General features: G+C 67.4%; 25 protein-coding genes. 21 read left to right on the forward strand and 4 right to left on the reverse strand.

The genetic code is table 11. The features are described 5' to 3' along the window. Window positions 1-57 precede the first annotated feature (57 nt). From AWC16_RS01580 to AWC16_RS01605, 6 genes are all read left to right on the forward strand, one after another. The gene (locus AWC16_RS01580) at window positions 58-717 is read left to right on the forward strand and encodes a TetR/AcrR family transcriptional regulator (RefSeq protein WP_085263068.1); all 660 of its coding nucleotides are present in this window, start codon (window positions 58-60) and stop codon (window positions 715-717) included. A gap of 96 nt (window positions 718-813) precedes the next feature. Continuing rightward, window positions 814-1,983 (forward strand): FAD-dependent oxidoreductase, encoded by a 1,170-nt coding sequence (locus AWC16_RS01585; RefSeq protein WP_085263069.1) that lies wholly within the window; start codon window positions 814-816, stop codon window positions 1,981-1,983. Next, entirely contained in the window at window positions 1,980-2,573 is a 594-nt protein-coding gene (locus AWC16_RS01590) for a 2-oxo acid dehydrogenase subunit E2 (RefSeq protein WP_085263070.1), read from the forward strand. The genes AWC16_RS01585 and AWC16_RS01590 overlap by 4 nt, the downstream gene beginning before the upstream one ends. Beyond that, window positions 2,570-3,352, forward strand: a complete 783-nt coding sequence (locus AWC16_RS01595; RefSeq protein ID WP_085263071.1) for a hypothetical protein — start codon at window positions 2,570-2,572, stop codon at window positions 3,350-3,352. The genes AWC16_RS01590 and AWC16_RS01595 overlap by 4 nt, the downstream gene beginning before the upstream one ends. 8 nt (window positions 3,353-3,360) lie before the next feature. After that, window positions 3,361-4,500: an FAD-dependent monooxygenase gene (locus tag AWC16_RS01600; protein ID WP_165759146.1), complete on the forward strand. Its 1,140-nt coding sequence runs from the start codon at window positions 3,361-3,363 to the stop codon at window positions 4,498-4,500. Continuing rightward, a complete protein-coding gene (locus tag AWC16_RS01605; RefSeq protein WP_085263073.1) occupies window positions 4,497-5,516 on the forward strand; it encodes an LLM class F420-dependent oxidoreductase in 1,020 nt (339 codons plus the stop codon). Before AWC16_RS01600 ends, AWC16_RS01605 begins: the two co-directional genes overlap by 4 nt. On the opposite strand, the gene AWC16_RS01610 is transcribed toward AWC16_RS01605, so the two are convergent. Together AWC16_RS01610 and AWC16_RS01615 are read right to left on the reverse strand one after the other, a co-directional pair. Further along, complete coding sequence (locus AWC16_RS01610; RefSeq protein WP_085263074.1) at window positions 5,517-7,025, reverse strand: AMP-binding protein; 1,509 nt, start codon at window positions 7,023-7,025, stop codon at window positions 5,517-5,519. It lies immediately after the preceding gene. 1 nt (window position 7,026) lies between these two features. Then, a complete protein-coding gene (locus tag AWC16_RS01615) occupies window positions 7,027-8,301 on the reverse strand; it encodes an alpha/beta hydrolase family protein (RefSeq protein WP_085263075.1) in 1,275 nt (424 codons plus the stop codon). Between the two features lie 464 nt (window positions 8,302-8,765). Between AWC16_RS01615 and AWC16_RS01620 the strand changes: the two genes are divergently transcribed. From AWC16_RS01620 to AWC16_RS01670, 12 genes are read left to right on the forward strand one after another with little or no spacing between them, the layout of a single operon-like run. Next, a complete protein-coding gene (locus AWC16_RS01620) occupies window positions 8,766-10,001 on the forward strand; it encodes a cytochrome P450 (protein WP_165759147.1) in 1,236 nt (411 codons plus the stop codon). 10 nt (window positions 10,002-10,011) lie between these two features. Next, window positions 10,012-10,884, forward strand: coding sequence for an MlaE family ABC transporter permease (locus AWC16_RS01625; protein ID WP_085263077.1), 873 nt, complete (start codon window positions 10,012-10,014; stop codon window positions 10,882-10,884). 2 nt (window positions 10,885-10,886) lie between these two features. Further along, window positions 10,887-11,744 carry an MlaE family ABC transporter permease gene (locus AWC16_RS01630; protein ID WP_085263078.1) on the forward strand — a complete coding sequence of 286 codons (858 nt, stop codon included), beginning with the start codon at window positions 10,887-10,889 and terminating at the stop codon, window positions 11,742-11,744. Then, window positions 11,745-12,992: an MlaD family protein gene (locus AWC16_RS01635; RefSeq protein ID WP_085263079.1), complete on the forward strand. Its 1,248-nt coding sequence runs from the start codon at window positions 11,745-11,747 to the stop codon at window positions 12,990-12,992. After that, window positions 12,989-14,029, forward strand: a complete 1,041-nt coding sequence (locus AWC16_RS01640) for an MCE family protein (protein ID WP_085263080.1) — start codon at window positions 12,989-12,991, stop codon at window positions 14,027-14,029. The genes AWC16_RS01635 and AWC16_RS01640 overlap by 4 nt, the downstream gene beginning before the upstream one ends. Further along, a complete protein-coding gene (locus AWC16_RS01645; protein WP_085263081.1) occupies window positions 14,020-15,078 on the forward strand; it encodes an MCE family protein in 1,059 nt (352 codons plus the stop codon). Before AWC16_RS01640 ends, AWC16_RS01645 begins: the two co-directional genes overlap by 10 nt. Continuing rightward, window positions 15,075-16,181 (forward strand): MCE family protein, encoded by a 1,107-nt coding sequence (locus AWC16_RS01650; RefSeq protein ID WP_085263082.1) that lies wholly within the window; start codon window positions 15,075-15,077, stop codon window positions 16,179-16,181. Before AWC16_RS01645 ends, AWC16_RS01650 begins: the two co-directional genes overlap by 4 nt. Further along, window positions 16,178-17,296: an MlaD family protein gene (locus AWC16_RS01655; RefSeq protein WP_085263083.1), complete on the forward strand. Its 1,119-nt coding sequence runs from the start codon at window positions 16,178-16,180 to the stop codon at window positions 17,294-17,296. Before AWC16_RS01650 ends, AWC16_RS01655 begins: the two co-directional genes overlap by 4 nt. Next, entirely contained in the window at window positions 17,293-18,576 is a 1,284-nt protein-coding gene (locus AWC16_RS01660) for an MlaD family protein (RefSeq protein WP_207572229.1), read from the forward strand. The genes AWC16_RS01655 and AWC16_RS01660 overlap by 4 nt, the downstream gene beginning before the upstream one ends. A 12-nt stretch (window positions 18,577-18,588) precedes the next feature. Next, window positions 18,589-19,155, forward strand: coding sequence for a hypothetical protein (locus AWC16_RS01665; protein ID WP_085263084.1), 567 nt, complete (start codon window positions 18,589-18,591; stop codon window positions 19,153-19,155). Continuing rightward, window positions 19,152-19,826 (forward strand): hypothetical protein, encoded by a 675-nt coding sequence (locus tag AWC16_RS24850; protein ID WP_234812080.1) that lies wholly within the window; start codon window positions 19,152-19,154, stop codon window positions 19,824-19,826. Before AWC16_RS01665 ends, AWC16_RS24850 begins: the two co-directional genes overlap by 4 nt. An 8-nt stretch (window positions 19,827-19,834) precedes the next feature. Continuing rightward, window positions 19,835-21,280: a carotenoid oxygenase family protein gene (locus tag AWC16_RS01670; protein ID WP_234812081.1), complete on the forward strand. Its 1,446-nt coding sequence runs from the start codon at window positions 19,835-19,837 to the stop codon at window positions 21,278-21,280. Here the strand turns inward: AWC16_RS01670 and AWC16_RS01675 are convergent. Continuing rightward, window positions 21,270-21,959 (reverse strand): RsiV family protein, encoded by a 690-nt coding sequence (locus tag AWC16_RS01675; RefSeq protein WP_234812082.1) that lies wholly within the window; start codon window positions 21,957-21,959, stop codon window positions 21,270-21,272. The genes AWC16_RS01670 and AWC16_RS01675 overlap by 11 nt on opposite strands. 294 nt (window positions 21,960-22,253) lie before the next feature. On the opposite strand from AWC16_RS01675, the gene AWC16_RS01680 reads away from it, so the two are divergent. The 3 genes from AWC16_RS01680 to mmsB are packed head-to-tail and all read left to right on the forward strand — an operon-like array spanning window position 22,254 to window position 25,862. Then, a complete protein-coding gene (locus tag AWC16_RS01680; protein ID WP_085263086.1) occupies window positions 22,254-23,774 on the forward strand; it encodes a CoA-acylating methylmalonate-semialdehyde dehydrogenase in 1,521 nt (506 codons plus the stop codon). Window positions 23,775-23,784: 10 nt separating this feature from the next. Then, complete coding sequence (locus tag AWC16_RS01685) at window positions 23,785-24,960, forward strand: isobutyryl-CoA dehydrogenase (protein ID WP_085263087.1); 1,176 nt, start codon at window positions 23,785-23,787, stop codon at window positions 24,958-24,960. A gap of 26 nt (window positions 24,961-24,986) precedes the next feature. Further along, window positions 24,987-25,862, forward strand: coding sequence for a 3-hydroxyisobutyrate dehydrogenase (gene mmsB / locus AWC16_RS01690; RefSeq protein ID WP_109561248.1), 876 nt, complete (start codon window positions 24,987-24,989; stop codon window positions 25,860-25,862). On the opposite strand, the gene AWC16_RS01695 is transcribed toward mmsB, so the two are convergent. After that, window positions 25,840-26,961 (reverse strand): CaiB/BaiF CoA transferase family protein, encoded by a 1,122-nt coding sequence (locus AWC16_RS01695; RefSeq protein WP_109561235.1) that lies wholly within the window; start codon window positions 26,959-26,961, stop codon window positions 25,840-25,842. The two genes, mmsB and AWC16_RS01695, sit on opposite strands and share 23 nt — an antisense overlap. Window position 26,962: the final 1 nt, after the last annotated feature.

Below are 26,962 nucleotides of genomic sequence, written 5' to 3' on the forward strand. Positions count from 1 at the left end.
TGCGCCGTCATACTGGCATCGGCAACACGGCGGACCGGGGCCACGAAGGAGCGCGCGATGGCAGCCAAGGCCTCAACTCGGGCGGCGGTGAAGCCCGCGCCGATTCGGCGTGCGCAACAGGCCCGCAGCCAGGAGACGCTCAATCGAATTCTCGATGCCACCGAAGAACTGCTCCAGGACAAGCTGTTCCATGAAATCGGTGTCATGGAGATCATCGAGCGATCCGGCCGGGCGGTCGGCTCCTTCTACGCTCGCTTCGACGACAAGTACGCGGTGCTGCGCATGCTGCGCGAGCGAACCGAGGACCGCGCCCGCGCCGCGCTCGAAGATGTGACGGCGCCGGAACGGTTTGTGGGCGCGAGTGCGGAGCACGTCATCGAAACCACGGTGCGCGCCATCCTCGCCACCTACCGCGAGATGGGTCCGGTCTATCGAGCCACTGCCGCACAGGCCTGCGTCGATCCGGAGTTCCGCTCCCGCCGTCAGGAGATATTCCACCTGGTCGCCTCCCGCTACGCGGAATTGCTGGCGCCGCATCGCGACCGCATCGGCGCATCGGACCCCGACCGGGCGATCGACCTCGGTTTCGCGCTCACGGTCGGTCTGCTCGACCAGCGCATGCTGTTCGGTCCGCTCGGCATCACCGATGTCGACGAGGCCCGGCTGGTCGACGAACTCGTCGGGGTGGCCCAGCAGCTGCTTCAGCTCCGCAGCTGAACCCACAACTGAGACCGCAATAGACATTGACGGCTCGGCATGCGCACCTTAGTCTTCGACCATATTAGAAACTTCCTCTAATCTTGAGGCGGGCAGATGAATCGAGTCGCGGTCGTCGGTGCCGGTCCCGGCGGCATGAGCGCCGCGCTGGCCCTGCACCAAGCCGGATTCGAGGTGGCGCTGTACGAACGTCACGCCGACGTCGCCGCGGTCGGTTCGGGCTTGAGCCTGACCTCTCCGCCGCTGCTGGTACTCCGCAACCTCGGCGTGGACATCGACGGTCTCGGTGCGCCGGCCCGACTCGGCTTCAGCAGATACGACGGGCGGCTCCGGTGTGAGTTCCCGGCACTTCCAGAACTCGAAAAAGATTTCGGTGCAACGTTCTTCGGACTGCTACGGCCTGATCTGTATGAGCGCATGCGCGCCGCGCTGCCTGCCGGGCTGCTGCGCGTCGAGCGGGAGTTGGTCGGGTTCGACCAGAACGACTCCTCGGTGCGGCTGCAGTTCGCCGACGGCACCGGCGCCGAGGCGGACCTGCTCGTCGGCGCCGACGGTATCAATTCGATCGTGCGCCGCCATCTTCATGGCACAAGCGAGCTGACCTACCACGGCTTCGTGTGCTGGCAGGGCTACTGCCGGCTGGAGGGGCCGGATCGAGCCATCGGGCGCATCTGCCACAACCGTGACACCCAGGCCAGTTGGACGCCGATTCTGCACCGCGGCCAACCGGCTTGGCAGTGGTGGATGCTGGAGCCGTGGCCGCAAGGCGTGCCATTTGTCGGCGACGCCAAACGTCATCTCCAGGAGAAGGTCACCGGGTGGGTCAGCCCATTGCCCGACCTGCTGGAGGCCACCGATCCCGACCAGATACTGCGGCGCGAAATCGTCGACCGCCCCCGGCTGCGATCCTGGTCTCGCGGAAGGGTGACCGTGATAGGCGATGCGGCCCACCCGACTTCGCCGTACGCCGCCTACGGCGCCGGCATGGCCATCGAAGACGGCTACTACCTGGCACGCCACCTCGGCAACCGTAGGCTGTCCGACCCCGAACAAGTGCGGTCCGCGTTGAATGCCTTTGAGCGGCAGCGCGAAGCACGCACCGCGCGCACCGCGGCGTTCGCCCGCATGCTCGGGCGGATCTACCATTCCCCGAACCCGGTGTGGCAGCGGATGCGCGACTTCACCCTCGATCACACCCCGGTGGCCCAACACCTGCTCGTCGCCGGCTACACCCGCGCGTTACGCCAGGAGTTGAGCTACCTATGAGCCTGTCGCCGATGCGGCGTGCGGTAGCGGCAACCATGACGGCCAGCGCCGCCATACCGCAGTTCACCCTGGAGGCGCGCGCCGACGCCTCCGCCGCCCGCCAACACGCCGGTGATATCAGCGTTGAGGACGTCGTGATCGCCGCGGCCGCACAGGCACTCACCCGGCACCGCCGCCTGAACGCGTCATTCGGTGACAGCATCGAGGAACACCCGGAGATCAACATCGGAGTGGCGATCGCCGTCGACGACGGCATCGTCGCACCGGCTGTTCGTGACGCAGACCAGCTGACAATCGCCGGCATTCGCAAGGAGCGCCGGCGGCTCGTCGACACCGCACGGGCCGGCACACTGCGTCCGGCCGAGCTCTATTCGGCCACCTTCACCATCTCCAATCTCGGCGCCCACCGGATTCGCCGGTTCCACGCCCTGGTGATTCCGCCGCAGGCGGCGATCCTGGCCGTGGGCGCGCTGGACAGGCGGAATCGGCTGTGGCTCAGCCTGTCGGTCGACCATCGCGTCACCGACGGGGTACCGGCCGCGCGGTTTCTCACCGACGTGGTCGACACCATCGAAGGAGGATTGGGGTGAATCAGGTCAAGTTCATCACCGCGTGCCGGCCGATGCCGCACGTGAGCCGACGCGAAATGCACCAGTACTGGGATGAGCAGCACCTGCCGCTGTCACTGAGCGTGCGCCGCGCACTCGATCTGCAGCACAAGGAACACGCCTACACCGTCGAGGACTATCTGCTGCACGATGAGCTCTGGGGCGAGGGCGCCGAGGAACCGCGTGGCTACGACCAAGTGGGGGTGCACTGGCTCGTCGCCGACACCGCAGCGGAGACTTTGGCCTCGCCCGCTGCGCAACAGGCCATGCGGAAACTGGGTGTCGACGAGAAACACATGACCGATCTCACCCAGTCGCCGTCGTGGTTCGCCGAGGAACGGGTGATCGTCGAGTGTGGCCCCGGCCGTACCGTCGCATTGCCGGGCGGTCCGTACGTGAAGTTCTACTCCGGCTGGTACGCCCGCGACGACATCGGCCGCGACGCCGCGCACACCGCGCACCGGGAGGATCACGCCAACCTGGTCGCCTCCCGGGCCGCCGATCTGGGTCTTGCCCGCTATGTCCAGAACACCAACGTCTATGACCCGACGATCGCCCACCTTTCCAAGACCGTGCGCGGCACCATTCCTGAGGCGTTCGACGGCCTCGACGAATACCTCTGGCTCCGGGATGACCTGGTGCGCGCGCTGTCGACGGATCAGGGTGCGGCCGCGGCCAAGGCCATCCGGGAGAGCCAGGACACGTTCGCCGATCGCACCAGCGCTCCGAGTTGGTTCGCCGTCGAACGCATTCTCTACTAGGACCGGGCGTGAAGATCATCGTTGTCGGCGCGGGCATCGGCGGACTGTTCGCCGGGATCACCTTGCGCGAAGCGGGGTTTGATGTCGAGGTGTACGAACGTTATCCGCAGCCGCAGCCGGTTGGTGCCGGCCTGACACTGTGGGCCAACGCCCTGAAGATCTTCCGCCGCTATGGCATGCTCGACCGCGTTCTGGCCGAGGCCGGAACATTTGACTACTCCGAGTTCCGCACCGCGGCGGGCCGCACGCTGGCCAGGGTCTCGCTGGATCAACTCGTGCAACGTTATGGATTGCCGACCATCTGTCTGCACCGCCATCTGGTGTCGGACACGCTGCTCGATCGGTTCGGCACCGCCGGCCTGCATCTCGGCAAGGAGCTGGTCGCCGTCGAGGACGGCGGCGATCACGTCGCCGCCCGGTTCGCCGACGGTGAGACCGTTACAGCCGATGTGTTGATCGGCGCCGACGGCATTCACTCGGTGGTGCGCGGCGCGCTGTTCCCAGCCATGGCGCCCCGCTATGACGGCCAGACCGTCTGGCGCGGGATGGTCTCGGCCGACGACGTTCCGGCCACCTCGTTCGTGGCATTCGGACGGGGCAGCCGCGCCGGCTGGAGTCCGATGGGCCGCGGAAAGGTGTACTGGTTCGGCGCACGTTTCCAGCCCGCCGGGGCCCCGGATCGCCACGGCAGCATCCACCGTGACCTGCTGGCCGAATTCGGTCACTGGGCAAAACCTTTGGGACGCCTCATCGAGTCGACCCCCGAGCAGGCCATTGTGCGCGGCGACGTCTACGCGGTCCCGCGTCTGCCGTCGTGGACCGCGGGACGCGTGGCACTGTTGGGCGATGCGGCGCACGGAATGGCTCCCCATGTCGCGCAGGGGGCCTGCCTGGCCGTCGAGGATGCGGCAGTTCTCGCCCTCCGGCTGGCGGCGGCGCCGACACCGGAGGACGGCTTGCGCCGCTACTCCGAGGAGCGGCGCGCTCGGGTGGGTGCGGTGCTCGACGAAGCCGACGCCATCGGCCGGCTGGCCGCGATGAACGGGCCGGTTTCGTCCCGGCTGCGCAACATGGCGTTGCGCCTGACCCCGAGCAACATGTTGATCGCCGGATTCGCCCGACCCGCAGGATATGAGGTGACCGAATGACCGACGACCTGAAGATCGGTCTGACACTGGGTTATTGGCAGAAGCACGCCGAGGACCTCACCGACACCGTGCTGGCGGCCGAGCGACTCGGCTACCACGCAGTCTTCACCGCCGAGACATACGGGTCGGATGCCTGGACGCCGCTGACCTGGTACGGCGCCCGCACGTCGCGGATCAAGCTGGGCACCGCGGTGTCCCAGCTGTCCGCTCGCACACCGACCGCCACCGCGATGCATGCCCTGACGTTGGACGCCCTGTCCGGCGGTCGACTGCTGCTCGGCGTCGGCGTGTCCGGCCCGCAGGTGGTGGAGGGCTGGTGCGGGCAGCCGTTCGGCCGGCCATTGGCCCGCACCCGGGAATACGTCGACATCATGCGACAGGTATGGGCACGTGAGGCGCCGGTCACCAGCACGGGGCCGCACTATCCACTGCCCTTCCCGGGTGGCACGGGCCTGGGCAAGCCGCTCAAATCAATCGTGCATCCGCTGCGCGCGCAGATCCCGGTGTACATCGGTGCCGAGGGCCCGAAGAACGTGGCGCTGGCTGCCGAGATCGCCGACGGCTGGGTGCCGTTCTTCCTCGACCCCGCCATGGTCGAATCGATCTACGGAGAAGCGATCGCCGGCCGGCGCCCCGGATTCGAGATCGCGGCGCCGGTGACCACGGTCGTCACCGACGACATGGCGCTTGCCCTGCAAATCGCCAAGCTCCCTCTCGCCCTGTACATCGGGGGGATGGGGGCCAGAGAACGCAACTTTCACCTCGATCTGATCGGCCGTCTCGGGTACGCCGAAGAGGCCCAACGGGTTCAGGAGTTGTTCCTGGCCGGCCGCCGAGCCGAGGCCGTGAATGCGGTGCCGGATGAGTTGGCGGACAACACATCGCTGCTCGGACCCATCCAGCGGATCAAGGAGCGGATGTCGCTGTGGCGCGATTCCCCGATCACCACGCTGCTCATTGGCGGCGTCCGAGACGAGCCGACCCTGCGGTTGCTGGCCGACGCCATACGTGCGTGATCACACCCGGCGCGTCGCGCCGCCCCAGAAGGTCTCGCGGACTTGTCTTTTGAGGACCTTGCCGACGGGGCTCCGGGGTAGTTCCGGCCAGATCTCGACCCGCTTGGGGCACTTCACGCCGTTGAGGGCGCCTTTGCAGTGTGCGATCAACTCCTCGGCACTGACCTGCCGACCCGGCGCCAACTCGACCACCGCCGTCACCGCCTCACCCCAATGCGCATCGGGCACCCCGACCACCGCGCACTGCGCCACCGCCGGATGCGCCAGCACGACGGCCTCCACCTCGGCGGAGTACACGTTGAATCCGCCGGTGATGATCATGTCCTTCTTTCTATCCACGATGTAGACAAAGCCGTCGTCGTCGAAACGACCGATGTCACCGGTGTGATGCCAACCATGCTCACGTACGGACGGCTCCGGATCACCGAGGTAACCGCGCATCACCAAAGTCCCGCGTATCACCAGCTCGCCGATCTCCCCGGGCGGCAACAACTCTCCCTGGTCATCCATCACCGCCATCCGGGCGACGATCGACGGGCGGCCACAGGACTCCAGCCGATGCGGTGCGTCCCGGAGAGCCTCGACGTGGTCGGCGGCGGTCAGCACCGTACAGATCATCGGAGCTTCGGACTGGCCGTACATCTGCACCATCCGCGGCCCGAAGACTTCGATCGCCAGGCGGAGCTTTTCGGGGGCCATCGGTGCGGCCGCATAGACGAAGGCGCGCAGCGCCGAGTAGTCGCGGTCGCGCACCGTCGGGTCCCCCAGCAGCATGTAGATCGCCGTGGGCGGCAGGAACAGAAAGCTCACCCGCTGCCGTTCGATGGCCTCCAGAATCGCCGGCGCGCTCACCGCGCGGTGGATCACGATCGTGCCTCCGCATGCCAGTACCGGAAAGCACAAGACGCCTGCGGCATGGGTGAGGGGCGCGGCCGCCAGGTAGACCGGTGGCTCGCCGATGTCGACATGGGCCAGCAGTGCCGTCGTCATCGCCTCGACGTTGCGGGCACTGATCACCACCGCCTTGGGCCGACCGGTTGTTCCACCGGTGAACCCCAGAATCGCTTCGCCGTCGGGATCTTCGGGAAGATCCGGCAGCGATCCGGTGCCGTCGGGCACCGCGTCGGATGGGACCAGCCAGCGCAACGTCGGGACCGCCTGCCCCAGCTGCTCGGCGACATCCTGCAGGCTCGGGTCGAAGAACAGCGCCGCGCAATCGCCGATGGTCAACTGCTCAGCAAGTTCGGTGACGGTCGCACGGGAGTTGGCCGGAATCCACGTCGCACCACTGCGCAACAACCCGAGCACCGCCAGGAACGCCTGCGTCGAATTCGGTCCCAGCACTGCAACGCGGTCGCCGATACCGATGTCGTGGCTGCCGAGCCAGGCCGCGATGCGCTGCGAGTGCCGCACCACTTCCCGATAGGTCAGGCGCAGATCACCGTCGTCGAGGCAGGTCCGTTCCGGCGCGATGAGCGCGCCGCGATCCAGGTAGTCGATCAACCGCATATCACGGCCGCCCGGGCCCGGGTTGCGGGCGCGCGCCCGGCCCGGCGTGGCGGTACAGCCAGGGCAGGATGACTGATTCGACGACGGGCAGTGCCGACACCGACGTGTGGGCGTCGGCTCCGGTTTCGGGGCCCAGTTCGATCAATTGCTTGTCCGGCACTGTCAGTTGTTCGAACAGCTTCCGCGTCAGCTCCTGCCAGGCCGGCGGCTCGGCGGTGCCGCAGACCAGCAGGACCGGGCCTTCGATGTTGCGGATCATCGCCGGCGTGACCGTGAATTCCTTCAGGTCTTCCAGGATCTGGCTGTAGCGCTGCACGGGCGCGGTGTAGTTGCCGCCGCGGCGGCCCCACCAGTGGAACGAGAAGTCGATCGCGGGCAGGTGGCGCAACTGCTCGATGTGCTGGTCGACCTCGGCTGCGCCGGCACCGCCGTCCAGCATCGCGCCGACGCCGGCGACCGAGCGGGGCAGTTCGACCAGCTCGTGCAGCGACGCGTCGAACACCCACCCGCGCACCCGGTGATCGTGCGCGGCGGCCCGCGGCCCGAAGTATCCGCCCGCCGAGAAGCAGACGCACCAGAGGTTGTCGGGGTCGACACCGGGGACCGCCGTCAGCGCGTCGAGCATTGCCGCGAAGGGAACCTCCGCGTCCGCCCGGTATTTGGAGACGGCGTTCATCGCGAGCGAGCCGACCTGTCCGGGCAGCTCGACCAGCGCCACGTTGTAACCACGTTCCAGCAGGGATCCTCCCCCGTAGAAGAAGTTCTCCTCGCACACCACATCGGCACCGCCCACCATGATGACGGTCGGATAGCGTTGCGGTGTCGCCGATCCGGGCAGAAAGTACATCGGCATCCGCACACCGTCGCAGTCGTAGGTCAGCTGCTGACCCGGCGGCGTGGCCAGTTCGCAGACCCGCCCGAACGCGGCGCGAAGTTTGCCGTACAGCTCGGGCCGGCGCTCGTCGAAGCCGTTCAGAAACTGATCGGAGGCGTGGTAGTAGTTGGCGGCACGCAGGTAGGCGCGGCGCGCATCGATCACCGAGGCCTCGTCGGCGGCGAGCCGATCGGCCTGCTCCACGAGCCGGTCCGCGAACGACGCCCAGGACCGGTGCCAACTTTCCACGTCGCCGTCGTCCACCCCGGACAGGATTGCCAGCACCTCGCCGACGGTCGCGCCACCCTGAGAGGCATAGCCGAGGTAGCGAATCACGTTGAAGTCCAACCACGGGTCGCTGAACAGGTGAAAGTGCCGCTGTGCCATCTCGATGGAGCCCACCCGAGCACCTCCGTCCGAAGTCCCAGAGAAATAGAAACAATCTCTAGTTCGCCCTGTCAAGAGGTCGTCGGACCTGGTATATATACACCAAGTCATCAGGTGTCTTTTGCGAAGGGGCGGCCATGAATGACCGTGCACCGCCTGTCCCCCGCGCCCGCGGGCCGGCCAGCTGTGCACCGACCGCACCCCCGTCGCCGCCGGAGCCCCGAGTCGACGCTTCGCGGGTGTCGAGCAGCGGGGTCGGCCCCCGTCGGCCCGATCTTTGCCGCCCCTGTGCCACCCGCCGGAATCGTCACCCGGCGCGCCGGCTCCGCCCGGACCGCAGTGTTGCTTATGACGTAGCTCACTATTATATTGGTGAACCAATTAATGATTGTCGGGCTGCGACCCGGATCCAGCAACCAGCCATGGAGGCGGCGTTGAACGAGACATCTACCGAGTCGACAGCGGCGGCTCGTTGCCCCGTGAGCGACTTCGACCCCCTCGAACCGCAGACGTTGCAGTGCCCCTACCCGTGGTACGAGTCGCTGCGGAACGAGGCACCGGTGCACTTCGTGGCCAGCCGGGGCATGTGGTTCGTCACCTCGCGCGAGCTGGTCGCCGAGGCGCTGACGAATCACGAGGTGTTCTCGTCGAACTTCGGCGTGCCGCAGCTTCCGGCACCGGAATCGGTGGCCGCGCAGGTCGCCGAGATCGAAGCGGAAGGCTGGCCGCCGGTACCGACCCTGCTCACCGCCGACCCGCCGGAACATCACTACTACCGGCGGATGGTGGCCAGAGCGTTCACGCCGCGTCTGATCGCCCAGCAGGAACCGGCGATCCGTCAGATCGCCACCGAGGTCGCCGACGCGCTGCCCGCCGGAGAACCCGTCGACTTCATCCCGGCGTTCGCCGCACCGTTGCCGCTGCGGATCATCGCGCACATCCTCAACGTTCCCGACGACCGGATCGGCGACTTCAAACGGTGGTCAGATCAGTTCGCCGCCACCGTCGGCGCCGAACTCGACGATGTCGGCCGCCTCGAACAAGCACGCAGCCTGCTGGAGTTCCAGCGCTACTTCGCCGCCGAACTCGACGATCGGCGGGCCAACCCCCGCGGCGATCTGATCACCGGACTCGTCAACGCCCCCGACGCCGCCGACGGCGACGAACCGTTGAGCACCGCCGCCTGCCTGAGCATCATTCAACAACTGCTGATCGCCGGCAACGAGACCACCACCAAGCTGCTGACCAGCACGCTGCACATGGCGGCCCAGTCACCCAAGTGGTGGGACTGGTTGCGGGAGAACCCCACCGAGCGCGTCGAGGCGTTCACCGAGGAGGCACTGCGGTACGCCACACCGGTGCAGAGCATGTTCCGGATCGCCAAGGCCGAGACCACACTCGGCGGCTACACCATCCCGGCCGGTGCACTGGTGGTGTTGGCCTTCGCGTCGGCCAACCGCGACGACGCCTGGTTCGACCGAGCCGACGAGTTCAACCCCGAACGCGACAACGCCAGGACCCACCTGGCGTTGGGCCACGGCATCCACGCCTGCCTGGGAGCCCCGCTGGTCCGGCTCGAGGCGAGCATCGCCTTCCGGGAATTGGCCCGCCGCTTCAGCGCGGTCAGGTTCGCCGAGGACAACGACTTCACCTACGAGCCCAGCTTCATGCTGCGGGGATTCAAACGGCTCTCCCTGATCTTCGATCGGGACTGACGGGCGGCACATGACGGTGCAGGCTCCGGAAATCGATGGCGCGCCGAACCGCATGAACCCGGCAAGCCGGGCCATCGGACGGTGGTCGAAGGGCTACCTCAGCCGGCATCCCGTTACCGCACTGCGCACCGTGGGCGGCCAATGCGTGCTGGCGGTGCGGGCGACGCAATACCTGTGCATCGATATCGCCCGAGGACGTTTCCCGTTCACCGAGTTCGTCGAGCAGGCCACCTTCATGGCGCGTACCGCGATCGTGCCGACGATGTTCGTCGCCGTACCGCTGAGTGTCACGCTGGCCATCCAATTCAGCTTGCTGGCGGGACAACTCGGAGCGACGTCGCTGGCCGGTGCCGCCAACGGCCTGGCCGTCATCCGGCAGGGCGCACCGCTGGTGGCGGCCGTGCTGATGGCGGCCGCGGTGGGGTCGGCGACCGGCGCGGACCTGGGCTCCCGTGCGATCCGGGAAGAGACCGACGCCATGGAGGTCATGGGGGTGTCGGTGATCCGGCGGCTGGTGGTTCCGCGGCTGGTGGCCAGCGTCCTGATCTCCGTCGCCCTGACCGGATTCACCTGCTTCATCGGTTTTCTGGCCGGATACGCGTTCACCGTGATGCTGCAAGGCGGCACCCCGGGCAGCTACACCGCGACGTTCTCCTCGTTCGCGAGCGTCGAGGACCTGGTCCTGACACTGCTCAAGGCGGTGGTGTTCGGCGTCATCGTCGCGATCATCTCCAGCTACAAGGGTCTGGACACCCGAGGCGGTCCGGCCGGAGTGGCGAATTCGGTGAATGCCGCGGTGGTGCAATCCATCCTGCTGCTGCTGTTGACCAATGTCCTGATGAGCCAGATGTATCTGGTGCTGTTCCCGAAGACCAGCTTCTGACCATGACGGCCACCACATTCCTGCCCACCGGTGTTCGTCCCGTCCTCGCCGTCGCGGATGTGCCGGTCCAGCAGGCGGCGCGGATCGGGCACATGGTGGCGTTCTTCTTCCGGACACTGGCCGGCATTCCGCTGGTGCTGCGCCGCTATCCACGGGAGTTCTTCCGGCTGCTGTCGGACGTGACATGGGGCAACGGGTCCATCGTCGTCGGCGGCGGCACCGCGGGAGTGGTGCTGCTCAACGGCGCCGCCGGCGGGGCTGTGGTCGCGATCGAGGGCTACAACGCCCTCAATCTCCTCGGCCTGGGTCCGGCGACCGGGTTGATCACCGCGCTGGCCACTGTGCGCGAAATCGCGCCGATGATGGCGGCACTCAGCTTCGCGATCCAAGCCGGCTGCCGCTTCACCGCACAGTTGGGCGCGATGCGCATCTCCGAGGAGATCGACGCGCTGGAGTCGCTGGCCATCCGGCCCATCCCCTACCTGGTGACCACCCGGGTGCTCGCCTCGGCGCTGGCCGTGGTGCCGTTGTTCGTCGTCTGCCTGTGCCTGAACTTCCTGGTGTGCCAGTTCGTGATCTTCTTGGTCAGCGGGCAGGCGTCGGGCACCTACCTGCACTACTTCGGGTTGATGCTGGCCGCGCGCGACATGTTCTTCGCGGTGCTCAAGGTCGCGATATTCGTCGCCGTCATGTCTACCCTGCAGTGTTACTACGGCTTCTACGCCACCGGCGGACCGCGCGGTGTCGGCATCGCGGCCGGCCGGGCGATGCGCGCGAGCATCACCATCATGGTCAGCGTCAACATGCTTCTCACCATGGCTTTTTGGGGCATCGACGCCGGCGGACGGCTGGGCGGGTAGATGCCGAACCGATTCGATTTCGACGGCCGGGGCCCGTCCACGCCGGCTCTGGTGGCGAGCGGAATCGCCTTTGCCCTGGTGTGCGTGCTGACCGGCTGGCTGCTGGTGGAGAAATCACAGGGCAAGCTGGACCCGCGTGTCCAAGTCACCGCGGTACTGCGCAGCGTCGGCGACGGCCTGCCCCCCAAGTCCGATGTGAAGTTCCGCGGCGTGCTGGTCGGGATGGTCCGCGACGTGATACCCGCCGAGGGCGACGCACCCAACGTGGTACATATCGACCTCAAACCCCAGCGGGCGCAGGGTATCCCGAACACCGTGACCGCGCGCATCGTCCCGAGCAACGCGTTTGCGGTGTCATCGGTACAGCTGGTGGACAACGGGCCGGCGTCGGTGCTGCGCAGCGGCGACATCATCACCGAGGACCAGACCCTGGCGACCCAGCTGTTCCAGAACACCCTGGCCAAGCTGCGTGAGCTCATCACGGCGGTCACCCGTCCCGGCAACGATCAGACCCTGGGCATGATCCGGGTGCTGGCGGACGCCACCGCGGGCCAGGGACCGGCACTGAGCTCGGCGGCCCAGGGGCTCAACCGCATCGTGGCCGAGATGAACGATCTCAGCATCGAGGACGGTGCGCCGTCCACGCTGGGAACATGGGAATCCGCCATCGCGGCGCTGCGCGGCACCGCACCCGAACTGCTGGACTCGCTGCACAATGCCGTGGTGCCGATGCGCACCGTCGCCGAAAAGCAAGCGGCCCTGCACAATCTGTTGACCGGAGCGCAGAACACCGTCGGCACCGTGCGCACCGCGATGGACAACCACACCGATGAGTTGGTGGCCATCGGCACCCAGCTGACCCCGGTCGTCGGTGTGCTGGCCGACAGCTCAGGCAAGTTTCCGGCGATCGCATTGGGCATCGACAACGTGGTCAACACGTTCTTCGACGAGCTGTGGACCCGTACCGGCACCAAGCTGAGCTTCACCTTCAAGCTGGTGGTCGCGCTGGCCCCGCTTCGGCTCTATACCCGCAGCGATTGCCCCGTCTACGGCCAGTTGCGCGGCCCCAGTTGCGAGACCGCACCCGAGACCACCCCGGTGGTCGACACCCACGGGATTCCCGACCCCCGCGCCTACGTACCACCGCCGGGCATCACCCTGCCCAGCAATGCCGCCGACCAGGTACTGCTGGCGCCGGCCGGAAACCCGCCGCCAGAACCGACTTTCGAGCTGGGCGGCGCACCATGACCGCCCACCGGCGCCAGCTGGCCTGGCTGATCATGTTCCTGGTGGTGTGCTTCTCGCTCACCTGGACCATCCTGGTCACCCTGCGCCGCGACGTGATCGGCCCCACCAACAGCTACACCGCAGTGTTCACCGATGTCACCGGGCTGCGGCCGGGCTCCGATGTCCGGATGGCCGGGGTCCGGGTGGGCCGGGTGGACTCGGTGGACCTGGACCGCGACCACGCCAGGGTGCGGTTCCGGATCCAACGCGACCAGCCGGTCTACGGCAACACCAAGGCGTCCGTGGTGTACCAGAACATCATCGGGCAGCGCTACATCGGGTTGACGCTGGCCGACTTCGGCCGTCCGGAGAAGCTGCCCGACGGCGCCACCATCCCGGAGGAACGCACCGAACCGTCGTTCGACGTGACCTACCTGCTCAACGGATTCGAACCGCTGTTCACCCTGCTGGATCCGGATAATCGGGGCAACCTGTCCAACGCGCTGATCAAGGCGCTGCAAGGCGACTCGAATTCGCTTGCGGTACTTATCGGCGAGACCTCCCGGCTGGCGCAGTCCCTGGCCGGTCCCGACGATCTGCTGGGTCAACTGATCACCAGCCTGAACGCGGTCACCCAGAACCTGGCCGGCCAGGGTGCCGCGCTGCAGACCACCTTGACGCAGGTGCGCGCGGTCGTCGCCGGGCTCAATGTGCATCGCGACGAACTGATCTCGGCTGCGGGTTCCATTTCCACGGTGGTCGGCCGTCTTTCCGGGATTCTCGCCGCGGTGCGCCCCGACCTGGAAGACATGCTCGACCGCCAGCCCGGGCTCCTGGCGACCATGATCGCCCGCGAGGATCAGTGGGCCACCATGGGGGCCAACCTGCCCGCGGTGCTCAAGGGGCTGGCGAGGATCACCGGTGACAGCACCGCGATGAGTGCGCAGGCCTGCGATTTCAACTTCACCCTGTTCAACTTCCTCAAACCGATCGTGCCCAGCATCATCAACGCGGCGACCCCCGGCGGTTGGCGCAAATACTCGGCGCAGTGCAGGTGATCACCGTGGCCGGCACACACAACAGGAAACGGGTCCTCGAGGACCGCAGCCAGGCCTGGCTGGGCGCCATGGCGGTGCTGACGCTGACCGCGGTGATCGCCGCGACGACACTGCTGACGACGCTGCACCTTGGGAAGACAACGTATTACGCCGATTTTCTGCAGGCGGCCAGTATCCGCTCCGGCGACGAGGTCAGCATCGCCGGCGTACCGATCGGCACGGTCGAGGGCGCCGAGCTGGCCGGTGACCACGTGGTGGTGTCGATGAAGATCCGGCACGATGTGGTCCTGGGTTCGCAGACCCGGGCGGCGATCAAGCTGACCACCGTCCTGGGCGCCCGCTACGTCGAACTGAAGCCGGCCGGTGAAGGGACCCTCGACGAGCATCGAATCCCCTTGGCACACACCAGTGTTCCCTACGACCTGCAACGGCTGTTGCAGGACTCGACCAACACATTCGAAGAAGTCGACGCCCAGCGGTTCGCCCAGTCGATGCAACTGGTGTCCACCCAGCTGCGCGACGTCCCGTCGATCCTGCCCGACGCGCTGAGCAACGTGCAGAACCTCTCCCAAGTCATCGCCGACCGCCGCGGCCAGATCGCCGGGCTGCTGCGCAGCACCGCCGAGATCGCCGACATCCTGGGCGGCCAGCAGACCGACCTGGCCGCCCTGGTCAGCCAGGGCCAACAGCTGTTCGGCGAAGTCGTGGCGCGACGTGACGCCGTCCTGCGGCTGATGGACGCCGCGACCACCCTGGTCGGCACCGCCCGCGACATCACCGTCGGCAACCACGCCCAACTCGACCAGCTCCTCGGCGACATCCGCCAAGTCACCGCGATGGTGGGCGACCACGACGACCTGCTCCGCAACCTGTTCCAGGCGATGCCGCTGTCCATGCGAAACGTGGCCAACGCCACCGGGTCCGGCCCCTTCCTGGACTTCGCCCTGCCCGGCGGCCTGCTGGTGGATTCCTGGATGTGTGCGATCAGCGGCCGCGCCGAGCAATACAAATGGCCGGAGCGCTACCAGTATCTCAAGGACTGCGAATGACCAAGCGGACCATCATCGTCGCCGCCATCGTGGCCGCCGCGGCCGCGGTGCTCGGCGCCGGATACACGCTGCGGCCGGTGGTCAGCACCGAGCAGCGCACCATCACCGCCCAGTTCGACAACGTCATCGGCCTCTACACCGGCAACAGTGTCGCGGTGCTCGGCATGCCGGTGGGTCGCGTGGCCTCGATCAATCCCAAGGGCGACTACGTCGAAGTCGTCCTGGAGATCGACCCGAGGATCCAGCTGCCCGCCGATGTCCAGGCGGTGACAGTGGGAACGTCGATCCTCACCGACCGCCACGTCGAACTCACCCCGCCGTACTCCGGCGGACCGGCCCTTGCCGATGGCGCCCTGTTGCGCCTGGATCGGACCAAGACCCCGATCGAATTCGACCGGGTGCTCAAGATGGTGGACAAGCTGGGCACCGCACTGGGCGGCGACGGACACGGCAACGGCCCGATGGCCGATATCCTCACCGCGACATCGGATATCACCACCGGCAGCGGACAGCAGATCAAGACGGCCCTCGGCCAGCTCTCGGAAGCGCTGCGCACCGGGGACGACGACGGGCAGGCAACCCGCCAGAACATCACCACCATCATCACGAATCTGAGCAGGCTCACCGACGCGGCAGCCCGAAACCAGGACGTGGTGCGCGAGTTCGGCGCCGACATCCGAGCGCTCAGTGACATCGCCGCCCAAGAAGGGGTCGGACGCGGCGATACCGGGCGCTCGCTCAACCAGGTGCTCCAACAGCTCAACACCCTGCTGACCGACAACGGTGAGAACCTGACGGCGACACTGCGCAGCAGCAATGCCCTCACCAAGGCCCTGGTGGACTACCGCCGTGAACTCTCGGAAGTCTTCGACGTCGCTCCGCTGGCGATCGACAACGTGGTCAACGCGATGGACACCGACAACGGGATGCTGCGAGTGGGTGCGCACTTCGATTCGGTGTTCTTCGACAGTTCGATGACCAAAGAGGTCTGCAACATCCTGGGGCTGCGGCAATTGGGCTGCCGCACCGGCACCATCCGCGACCTCGGCCCGGACTTCGGCGTCACGTCCGTGCTGGAAGCGATGACGAGGTTGGGCCAATGAGACGTCGACTCTGCGGGGTGCCGCTTGCCGCGGCGGTACTGGTGCTCGCGGGATGTTCGGTCGGAGTGGAACAACTGCCGTTGCCCGCACCCGGAATCGGCGGCGACAGCTACCGCCTCAACGCGGTCTTCTCCAACGCCCTCAACCTGCCGGACCGAGCCAAGGTCCGCCTCGGCGGCGCCGATGTGGGCGAGGTGGTGTCGATGACGGCCAAGGACTACACCGCCGTGGTCGACATGCGAGTTCTCGCCGAGGTCCGGCTGCCCGCCGGCACCACCGCCGAGCTGCGGTCGGCCACTCCCCTCGGCGACATCTTCGTCGCGTTGCGGCCGCCCGCACCCGCCGCCGACGCGGCGGTTCTGCATGACGGCGACAGCATCCCGATCTCCTCGACGCTGGCCGCCGCCACCGTCGAAGAGGTGCTGGCCTCGACGTCGATGCTGGTCAACGGCGGCGTGATCGGCAACCTGACCCGAGTTCTCAACGGGGTGGGCGCGGCCGTGGGGCACGACGGCGAGGGCCTGGCCGCGATGATCCGGGAATCACGCGCGCTGGTGACCACGATGTCGGCACGCACCGACGACATCCGCGCGGTGATGCAGCAGACCACTGCGCTGGCCGACACGCTGAACAGCCAGCGGGACTCGATCAACGATGTGCTGACGTCGTCGGCGCCGGCCCTGAGCATCATCGCCGACCACACCGCCACCATCGTGGCGCTGCTGAACCAGATGGGCGCGGTCACTGCGCAACTGCAACGGTTCCCGTCGATCGCCGGCGTCGACACCCGCAGCCTGATTCGCGACATGAACGAACTGTCCCGCGCCTTCAACGAGACGGCGGTGGATCCCCAGGTCGCCATGGACAACTTCGTGCGGATCCTGCCGCCGACGCTGAAGCTGTTCAGCGCCAACGCAGCTCACTCCGATGTCGACCTGCAGCAGTTGGCGCTCGGTCACATCCCGGACAAGAACCACCTGGGGGATCCCGAGTTCCACGGCCCCAAGTGGGCCGACTGGGACAACCTGGTGGGATCGTTGCGCTACGTCATCACCCAGTTGGGAGATCGGGTGTGGGGAACCGATCGCGGCCGGATCTGGGGGCCACACCAATGAATCTGGTCGAACCGATCGCCGCGCTGATCCTCCGGGCGGTCCGCTCCGGGGTGGCGCACCGACTGCTGATATCCGGTATCGCGCAGATCGCACTCGTGGTCGTCGGGGTGGCCTATCTGCTGTTCGGTGCGTTGCGCGACAACCCGTTCGCCGATCAGATCACGGTGGCGGTGCAATTGGACGAATCCGGCGGGCTGCTGGCCAACCAGGACGTCACCCTGCGGGGGGTGCCGATCGGCCGGGTGGCCTCGGTCGACTTCACCGGAGACGGCGTGCGCGCCCTCGCCCGCATCGACGCACACGCCCGGATTCCGCGCGACGGCACGATCGCCCGGGTGTCAGGCCTGTCGCCGGCCGGTGAGCAGTACCTCAACTTCGAACCCACCGACGCCGCCGGCCCGCTGCTGTCCCACGGGACGGTGATGGACCGCGCCCACACCACGACCCCGATCCCGATCTGGCGGCTGTTGGGCAATATCGACGGCCTGCTGGCGCAGACCGATCCGGGTCAGCTCAAGGGTGTCCTCGACGAACTCGGGGTCAGTGACGAGGGTCCTGCGAAGCTGCGCCGGCTGCTCACCGGTAGCCAACTGCTCATCTCCACCTTGGACGGGGTGCTGCCGCAGACCATGACGCTGCTGCGCGGGACCCGCCCCGTCTTCAAGATCTTCGAAGATTCTTCGAACGGAATGCGTTCTATCGCCGACAATCTGGGCGCCACGCTGGCCGGTGTCGGCGGCAAGGACGCCGGGTTGCGCCACCTGCTGGACGAGACCCCGAAAGTGCTGGCCACCCTCGACCAGGTGATCGACGACAACTCCGAAACCATGGTGCAGCTGTTAGGAAATCTGACCACCGTCGCGCAACTGTCCTACGTCCGGGTACCGGCCTTGCAGCAGTTGTTCCGCGACGATCGGCCGCCGCTGCTCGATGGTGTCGCCAGCCTGATGCACGGCGGCGGCATCTGGGCGATCGCCGACATCTACCCGCGGTACATGTGCGACTACGCGCACCCGCGCGACGTGCCGTTCATCCCCAACTACCCGGAGCCCTACCTGTACACGTACTGCCTCAACGATGACCCCGGGTTACTGATCCGCGGCGCCCGCAACGCGCCCCGCCCACCCGGCGACGACACCGCCGGTCCCCCACCGGGATGGGATCCGCTGCGCCGCACCGACCCCACCCCCGTCGGCCCGCACACGATTCCACTCCCCTACGGCGGGCCGGTGATGCCGCCGGAGTCCGAGCCGCACCGCCAGGGCATCCCGTGGAACTGACAAGGAGATGACATGCCCGACACCCAGTTGCTGACCGAACCCGAGGTTCTCGGAGTGCCGCCCGGCGATGCCGACGACACGACCGTGCCGGCATCGCGAAAGCGGTTGCCGCACCTGACAACCGGCGCCTTGACCCTGCTGGTCGTCACGCTCGCGGCATTATGCGGCTGCCTGGCGTGGCAGAACAAGAGCGATCGTGACATCCAGGTCGCGGGCGCGGCGGCCCGGCAGGCGGCGCAGGACTACGCCGCCACCTTGACCTCCGTGGACAGCAACAACCTGGACGCGAACTTCGCCGCCGTGCTCGAAGGCTCCACCGGCGAGTTCCACGACATGTACCGTCAGTCCAGCAGTCAACTGCGCCAGATGCTGATCGCGCGCAAGGCGACGGGACACGGCGTCGTCATCGACTCCGCGATCAAGTCGGCGACCAGGGACCAGGTGGTGGTGCTGTTGTTCGTCGACCAGACCGTGACCAACACCGACGTGCCGGATCCACGCGTGGACCGCAGCCGCATCATCATGACGATGCAGCGGATCGACGGTCAGTGGAAGGCCGCGAAAGTCGAGTTGCCATGAGCAGCAGAATCACTGCCCTGCGCGATGACTGGATCATGCGCTCCATGCTGGCCCGGGTGGGTGACATCCCGGAGTCGGTGCTGCTGCCGATGCTGCGGCAGGTGGCCGACGATCGCCAGGCGGTGGATTCCGGGTGGAAAGCGGTGAGCGCCACGCGCGTCCGCCGCGGGGCCCGGCTGTCTGCCCGCGAGTCGTGGCGGCGCCGCTACGGGCAGTTCGTCCGAGAACTGGAGTGGGCCATCACCGGGTTGGTGGCGGTACTGCCGCGAGACGATGTCGAGCAATTGGTTTCCGACGCCGTGGCGAGCCGGCTGCGCCGGTGGCTGCGGTTCCTGCTGCCGGCCTTCGGCACGGTCGGCCTGGTTCCGCGCGGCCTGTATCCGGGTGTCATGGACGCCGGAGTGTCGGTGGCGACGTTCCTGGTCGGTCCGATCCAGCGGACCGGCGTCGAGCCCGACGGCACCCTGATCTACGAGATCCCTGAATGCGCCATGCACACCGCCACCGAGGCGGGCGTGGCGCAGGAGCATTCTTGTCTGATGGCCTGCAAGGCCGCCTGCGAGAAGGTGTTCGACAAGGATTCCGCGATGCCGCTGGAGTTCGACCCGCATCTGCCCGGACTGTCCTGCACGCTGCGGGTTCACCCCGCCGCGAGTCACCCCAACAGATAGGACCGATTGTGACCAACCCGAACACCGCCGGCGCCGACTTCGCCGCGTACACCCCGCTTTACGAAGAATACGACTACACCATCGACGACTACGACGGTGAACTGCCCGAGGAGCTGCAGGGCACCCTGTACCGCAACGGGGCCGGGAAACTCGACGCCGGCGGGCAGGCACTGGGTCACCTGTTCGACGGCGACGGGATGCTGTCGCTGTTCTCCATCGCCGACGGGTCGGTGCACTACCGCAACCGGTATGTGCGGACCAAGCACTACCGCAAATCGCTGACCTCCCGGGGTGCGCCCTACCGCGCGCTGGGAACCATGCGGCCGGGCGGGGTACTGACCAATGCCCTGCGGTTCCCGGCCAACGTGGCCAACACCAGCGTGGTGATGCACGCCGGCAAGCTGCTGGCGCTGTGGGAAGGCGGCCCGCCCACCGAGCTCAATCCCGACACGCTCGACACCGTCGGTGTCCACAACTTCGGCGGCGAGCTGAAATGGCTGGGCGCGTTCTCCGCACACCCCAAATGGGACCCGGACACCAAGGAGATGTTCAACTTCGGCCTGGCGATGGTGCCGTTCCCCAAACTGATCTGTTACCGCGTCGACCGCGCGGGCAAGTTGCACCGGCTGGGTCAGCTGAACCTGCCGTTTGCGATGTTCAACCACGACATGGGCCTGACCAGCAAGCACATGGTGTTCGCGATTCCGCCGCTGATCTTCCCGACGTCCAAGCTGATGGGCGCCGGATTCGGGCTGCTCAACTTCATCGACGCCATCGAGTACGACGCCTCGCGCGGGACCATGATCGGCCTGGTGCCACGCGACGGCGGCAAACCCCGAGTGCTGCACACCGATCCACTGCTGCACCTGCACCTGGCCAACACCTACGAGGACGGCACCGACACCATCGTGGAGCTGGTGCACTACGACTCGACGTGGGAGGAGCTCAACGGCCAGCTCTCCAGCCTGAGCACGGACCGGGCGAGTGAGATCGGTTCCTACGGCGGCACCCTGCTGCGGCTGCGGATCACCAAATCCGACAAGGTCATTCACGAGCCGATAACCGATGTCCGGGGAGAGTTCCCGTCGTTCAACATCTTCCGGACCGGCCGGCCGAACCGCTACACCTATCTGGCGGCGTCCAGCGAGGGCAGCACCTACCCGGATACGGTGGCCAAGGTGGACAACACCACCGGTGCGGTGGTCGCCCACCAGTTCCCGTACGGCCACCAGCCGCACGAGGCCGTTTTCGCCGCCCGCCCCGGCACCACCGACGAGGACGACGGCTGGCTGCTGGTGGCCACCCAGGACGGGGTGAACAACCGCGCCGCCCTGACGGTGTTGGACGCCAAGCACGTCGACGCCGGGCCGGTCTACACCGGCCGGCTGCGGCATCACCTACCGCTCACCTTCCACGGCAGCTTCACCCCGCGGGTGGCGCGGCCTACCCGGTGATCGCCGCGAACTCCGGGGCGATCAGGTCGGCCACCCGCGGCCAGGGCACGGTGATCACCGCAAGGCCGCGGCCGAACTGGTAGTCCGGGAAGTGCAGCTCGATGCCCTCGGCGGTGGGGATCCAGTACTTGAAGTTGATGTCGAGCGGCGCCACCTCGTTGCCGAACTGCCAGGTGCCCTGCCTGGGCGCCGCGTAGACGGTGGGCAGGATCTGTTTGGTCTGCTCGGCCAGCCGGGCCAGGCCGGCCGATCTGTCGAGGAACAGATTGTCCCAGGTGATGAGGATGCCGCTGCGTTTGTCGAATACCCGGGTGGCTACCGCGTGAAAAGGCATATTCGGCTGATCGGCGTTGTATTCGCCGACGAAAAGCTCAGAGACGGTGATCGGGCGAAATGACAAGGTGCCGGTGGAATTGAACGTCCAGGGGACGGTCTTGCTCGCGCTGGGTTCGTACGTCGCGACCTGCCCGCGAGCCTCCGCGTCGATCACCTCGTTGATGGACGCCGCGATGTTCTCGTCACCCCCGGCCAGGCGTTGATAATGAACTTCCCAGGTACCCAAGCGATCCGGACTGGTACCGGCGATCACATCCGGGATCGCGATGTAGCCGCCGGCCGCGTCGGGCTCAGCCGACGCCCCCGAGTCGGCCACACCCCAGGCGACCGTCAATATCACCATGCAGATAATCCCCAGTCGCCCCATACCGTGCCCCTTTGTCAGCGTCGGGTTTCAAATCAAAGAATAGCCGACAGATGAAATCCGAGAGTCGGAATCGGCGCGCAAAGAAGCCATTACGGCGATACCCAGAATTCGATTGCAGCGGTAATCGAAATCTGACGGAGCGGGCCGACTCGGGGCGCGGCGGGGCGCGAACCTCGTCCGGCACCCCCTCTCGCGATTACTAGGATGTCCTAGTATTCTCGGGGTTGGGCCGATCCGGCTCACCACTGAAAACCTTCACGGGATGGCCGCATGAGCACACAGATTCCGCACTTCGTCGATGGCCGCCGAGTCTCCGGCACATCGCAGCGCAGCACCGACGTTTTCGACCCCAACACCGGCGAGGTGCAGGCGACCCTGCCGCTGGCCAACTCCGCCGACGTCGACGCCGCCGTCACCTCGGCAGCGCAGGCCCAGCGCGATTGGGCCGCCTACAACCCGCAGCGCCGGGCCCGGGTGATGATGCGTTTCATCGACCTGGTCAACAGAAACGTCGACGAGCTGGCCGAGCTGCTCTCCCGCGAGCACGGCAAGACCCTCGACGACGCCCGCGGCGACATCCAGCGCGGCATCGAGGTTATCGAGTTCTGCGTCGGCATCCCGCACCTGCTCAAGGGCGAGCACACCGAGGGCGCCGGGCCGGGCATCGACGTGTACTCGCTGCGCCAGCCGCTGGGCGTGGTCGCCGGGATCACCCCGTTCAACTTCCCCGCGATGATCCCGCTGTGGCAGGCCGGCCCGGCGCTGGCCTGCGGCAATGCGTTCATCCTCAAACCGTCCGAGCGCGACCCGTCAGTGCCGGTGCGCCTCGCCGAGCTGTTCGTCGAGGCCGGGCTGCCGCCGGGGGTACTGCAGGTGGTGCACGGCGACAAGGAAGCCGTCGACGCGCTGCTGCACCACCCGGGCGTCGCTGCGATCGGCTTCGTCGGCAGCTCCGACATCGCGCAGTACATCTACTCGACGGCCACCGCCAACGGCAAACGCGCCCAGTGCTTCGGCGGAGCCAAGAACCACATGATCGTGATGCCCGACGCCGACCTGGACCAGGCCGTCGACGCACTGATCGGCGCCGGCTACGGCAGCGCCGGCGAGCGCTGCATGGCCATCAGTGTGGCGGTGCCCGTCGGCGAGCAGACCGCCGAGCGGCTGCGGGCCCGGCTGACCGAGCGGATCAACAACCTGCGGGTCGGCCACAGCCTGGACCCCAAGGCCGACTACGGTCCACTGGTCACCCGGGCCGCCCTCGAGCGCGTCAACGACTACATCGGCCAAGGCGTGGCCGCCGGTGCCGAACTGGTGATCGACGGCCGTGAACGGGCCAGCGACGACACCCAGTTCGGTGACGCGGACCTGACCGGCGGCTTCTTCGCCGGGCCGACGCTCTTCGACCACGTCACCACCGAGATGTCGATCTACACCGACGAGATCTTCGGCCCGGTGCTGTGCATGGTCAGAGCCTCGAACTACGAAGAGGCACTGGCATTGCCGTCAGAACACGAGTACGGCAACGGGGTGGCGATCTTCACCCGCGACGGCGACACCGCCCGCGACTTCACCTCCCGGGTGCAGGTCGGCATGGTCGGGGTCAACGTGCCGATCCCGGTGCCGGTGGCCTATCACACCTTCGGCGGCTGGAAGCGGTCCGGTTTCGGCGACCTCAACCAGCACGGCACGGCGTCCATCACCTTCTACACCAAGGTCAAGACCGTCACCCAGCGCTGGCCGTCGGGTATCAAGGACGGCGCCGAATTCCACATCCCCACAATGGAATAGGGACCCCCGGATGAACACGACCTTGGACGACGAAGAACGGGTGATCGTCGACACCGCGGCGGCGTTCGCCGACAAGCGCCTTGCCCCGTATGCGCTGGAATGGGATGCCACCCACCACTTTCCGGTCGACGTGATGCGGGAGGCGGCCGAGCTGGGCATGGCGGCGATCTACTGCCGCGACGACGTCGGCGGGTCCGGGCTGCGCCGCCTGGACGGGGTGCGTATCTTCGAGCAGTTGGCGATCGCCGACCCGGTGATCGCCGCCTACCTGTCGATCCACAACATGTGCGCCTGGATGATCGACACCTACGGCACCGAAGATCAGCGCAAGAGCTGGGTACCCAGGTTGGCGTCGATGGAGGTCGTCGCCAGCTACTGCCTCACCGAGCCCGGCGCCGGATCGGACGCCAGCGCGTTGAGCACCCGTGCGGTGCGGCAGGGAGACTACTACGTACTCGACGGCGTCAAGCAGTTCATCTCCGGCGCCGGAGTCTCGGACGTGTATGTGGTGATGGCGCGCACCGGCGACCCGGAAAGCAAACCCGGCCCCCGGGGTATCTCCACGTTCATCATCGAAAAGGACACGCCGGGACTGAGTTTCGGTGCCGCCGAGCAGAAGATGGGCTGGAACTCCCAGCCGACCGCACAGGTGATTCTCGACGGTGTACGGGTGCCCGCCGAGGCGATGCTCGGCGGTCCGGAGGGCGAGGGCAACGGCTTCACCATCGCGATGAGCGGCCTCAACGGCGGCCGGATCAACATCGCGGCCTGCTCGTTGGGGGGTGGCCAGGCCGCGTTCGACAAGACCGGCCGTTACCTGGCCGACCGGACGGCATTCGGCAAGGCGCTGCTCGACGAGCCGACCATCAGGTTCACCCTCGCCGACATGGCCACCGCACTGGAGACCTCGCGGCTGCTGCTCTGGCGCGCGGCGACCGCGCTGGATGACAACGCCGGCGACAAGGTGGAGCTGTGCGCGATGGCCAAACGCTACGTCACCGACGCCTGCTTCGACGTCGCCGACCAGGCGCTGCAACTGCACGGCGGGTACGGGTATCTGCGCGAATACGGTCTGGAGAAAATCGTCCGGGATCTGCGGGTGCACCGCATCCTGGAGGGCACCAACGAGATCATGCGGCTGGTGATCGGCCGGGCCGAGGCTGCCCGCGTCCGCTCCGGCCAGTAACCCCGCGAAGGAGACACATGGCGGACATCCGCACGGTCGCGTTTCTCGGCCTGGGCCACATGGGTGGGCCGATGTCGGCGAACCTGGTCGCCGCCGGGCACACCGTGCGCGGCTTCGACCCGGCGCCGGCGGCCGCGGCGGCCGCCGAACAGCACGGCGTGAGCATCCACCCGAGTGCCGCCGAGGCGGTGGCCGGCGCCGACGCGGTGGTCACCATGCTTCCGCACGGGGAGGCGGTGAAGCGCTGTTACGCCGAGATCCTCACCAGCGCCCGGCCGGACACCCTGTTCATCGACAGCTCCACGATCTCGGTGGCCGACGCCCGCGAGGTACACGCGCTGGCCGGCTCACACGGGTTCGACCAGCTCGACGCGCCGGTGTCCGGCGGGGTCACCGGGGCGGTCGCCGGACGCCTGGCGTTCATGGTGGGCGGCGATCAGGCCGCGGTGGCGCGTGCCCAGGCGGTGTTGGAGCCGATGGCCGCCAAGATCATCCACTGCGGCGGGGCGGGCGCCGGCCAGGCCGCCAAGATCTGCAACAACATGGTGCTGGCCGTCCAGCAGGTGGCCGTCGCCGAGGCGTTCGTGCTGGCCGAAAAACTCGGGCTGGCCGACCAGGCCCTGTTCGACGTGATGACCGGGGCCACCGGAAACTGCTGGGCGCTGCACACCAACTGCCCGGTTCCGGGACCGGTGCCCACCTCCCCGGCCAACCGGAACTTCGAGCCGGGTTTCGCCACCGCGCTGATGAACAAGGACCTGGGCCTGGCGATGGACGCGGTTGCCTCGACCGGGTCAGCTGCCCCGCTCGGCAGCCACGCCGCGGCGATCTACGCCGACTTCGCCGCCGAACACGGCGCGCAGGACTTCAGCGCGGTGATCAACCTACTGCGGGAGGGCTGAGCGCCCCGCCGACCTTCCAGCGGGACAACAGATTCCGAATCTCTTCCGGGCCGGCGGACAGCGGCTTCGGTGGCGCTGCCGGTGTTCGACTGAATCGCGGTGCCGGTGCAGGCTGACGCACTCCATCGACCTCGATGAAGGCGTCCCGGGCCTGGTTGTGCGGATGCTCGTGTGCCTCCCACGGGCTCAGCACGGGCACGACGCAGGCGTCCGATTCAGCGAACGCCGCCGCCCATTCGTCACGGGTGCGTTCCTTGAACGCGGCGCCGATGACGTCGCGCAGTTCATCCCAGCGGGTGCTGTCGAGCTGGAACGGCAGCTCCGGATCATCGATGCCGAGTCCGTCCAGCAGCTGCAGATAGAACGGGTGCTCGACACAGCCGACTGCCACGTATTTGCCATCGGCGCACTCGTAGGTGTCGTAGAACGGAGCGCCACCGTCGAGCAGGTTCTGCCCACGCGGCTGGTTCCACAGCCCGTTGTGGTGCATGCCGTGCATGAATGCGGTGAGCAGCGCCGAACCGTCGACCATCGCCGCGTCGATCACCTGCCCAAGGCCGGAGCGTTCGCGCTCGTAGAGCCCGCCGAGCACACCGAGTGCGAGAAGCATTCCGCCGCCGGCGAAGTCGCCGATGATGTTGGCCGGCGGTAGCGGACGCTCCCCGGCGCGGCCGACGAGATCGAGCGCCCCGGAGATGGCGATGTAGTTGATGTCGTGGCCGGCGAGAGGGGCCAGCGGCCCGTCCTGCCCATAGCCGGTCATCCGTCCGTACAGCAGCCGCGGGTTGCGCGACATCAGGTCGTCCGGACCGATTCCGAGCCGTTCGGCGACACCGGGACGGAAGCCCTCGATAAACACGTCCGCAGCGTCAACGAGCCCAAAGAGGGTCTCGCGGTCTGCGGGTTCTTTGAGGTCGAGCCGGATGGTGTGCTTGCCGCGGTCCAGCGGTCCGTCGGGCGGCACCAACCCGGCGCCGGGAGCGCCGCCCCGGTCGACCCGGACCACCTCGGCGCCCAGGTCGGCGAGGATCATGGCACCGAACGGGGCCGGCGCCAGCCCTGCCATCTCGACGACCTTGACACCGTGCAGCGGACCCATG

Origin of the sequence: Mycolicibacter longobardus (assembly GCF_002102265.1) — a bacterium.
Classification (GTDB): Bacteria; Actinomycetota; Actinomycetes; order Mycobacteriales; family Mycobacteriaceae; genus Mycobacterium; species Mycobacterium longobardum.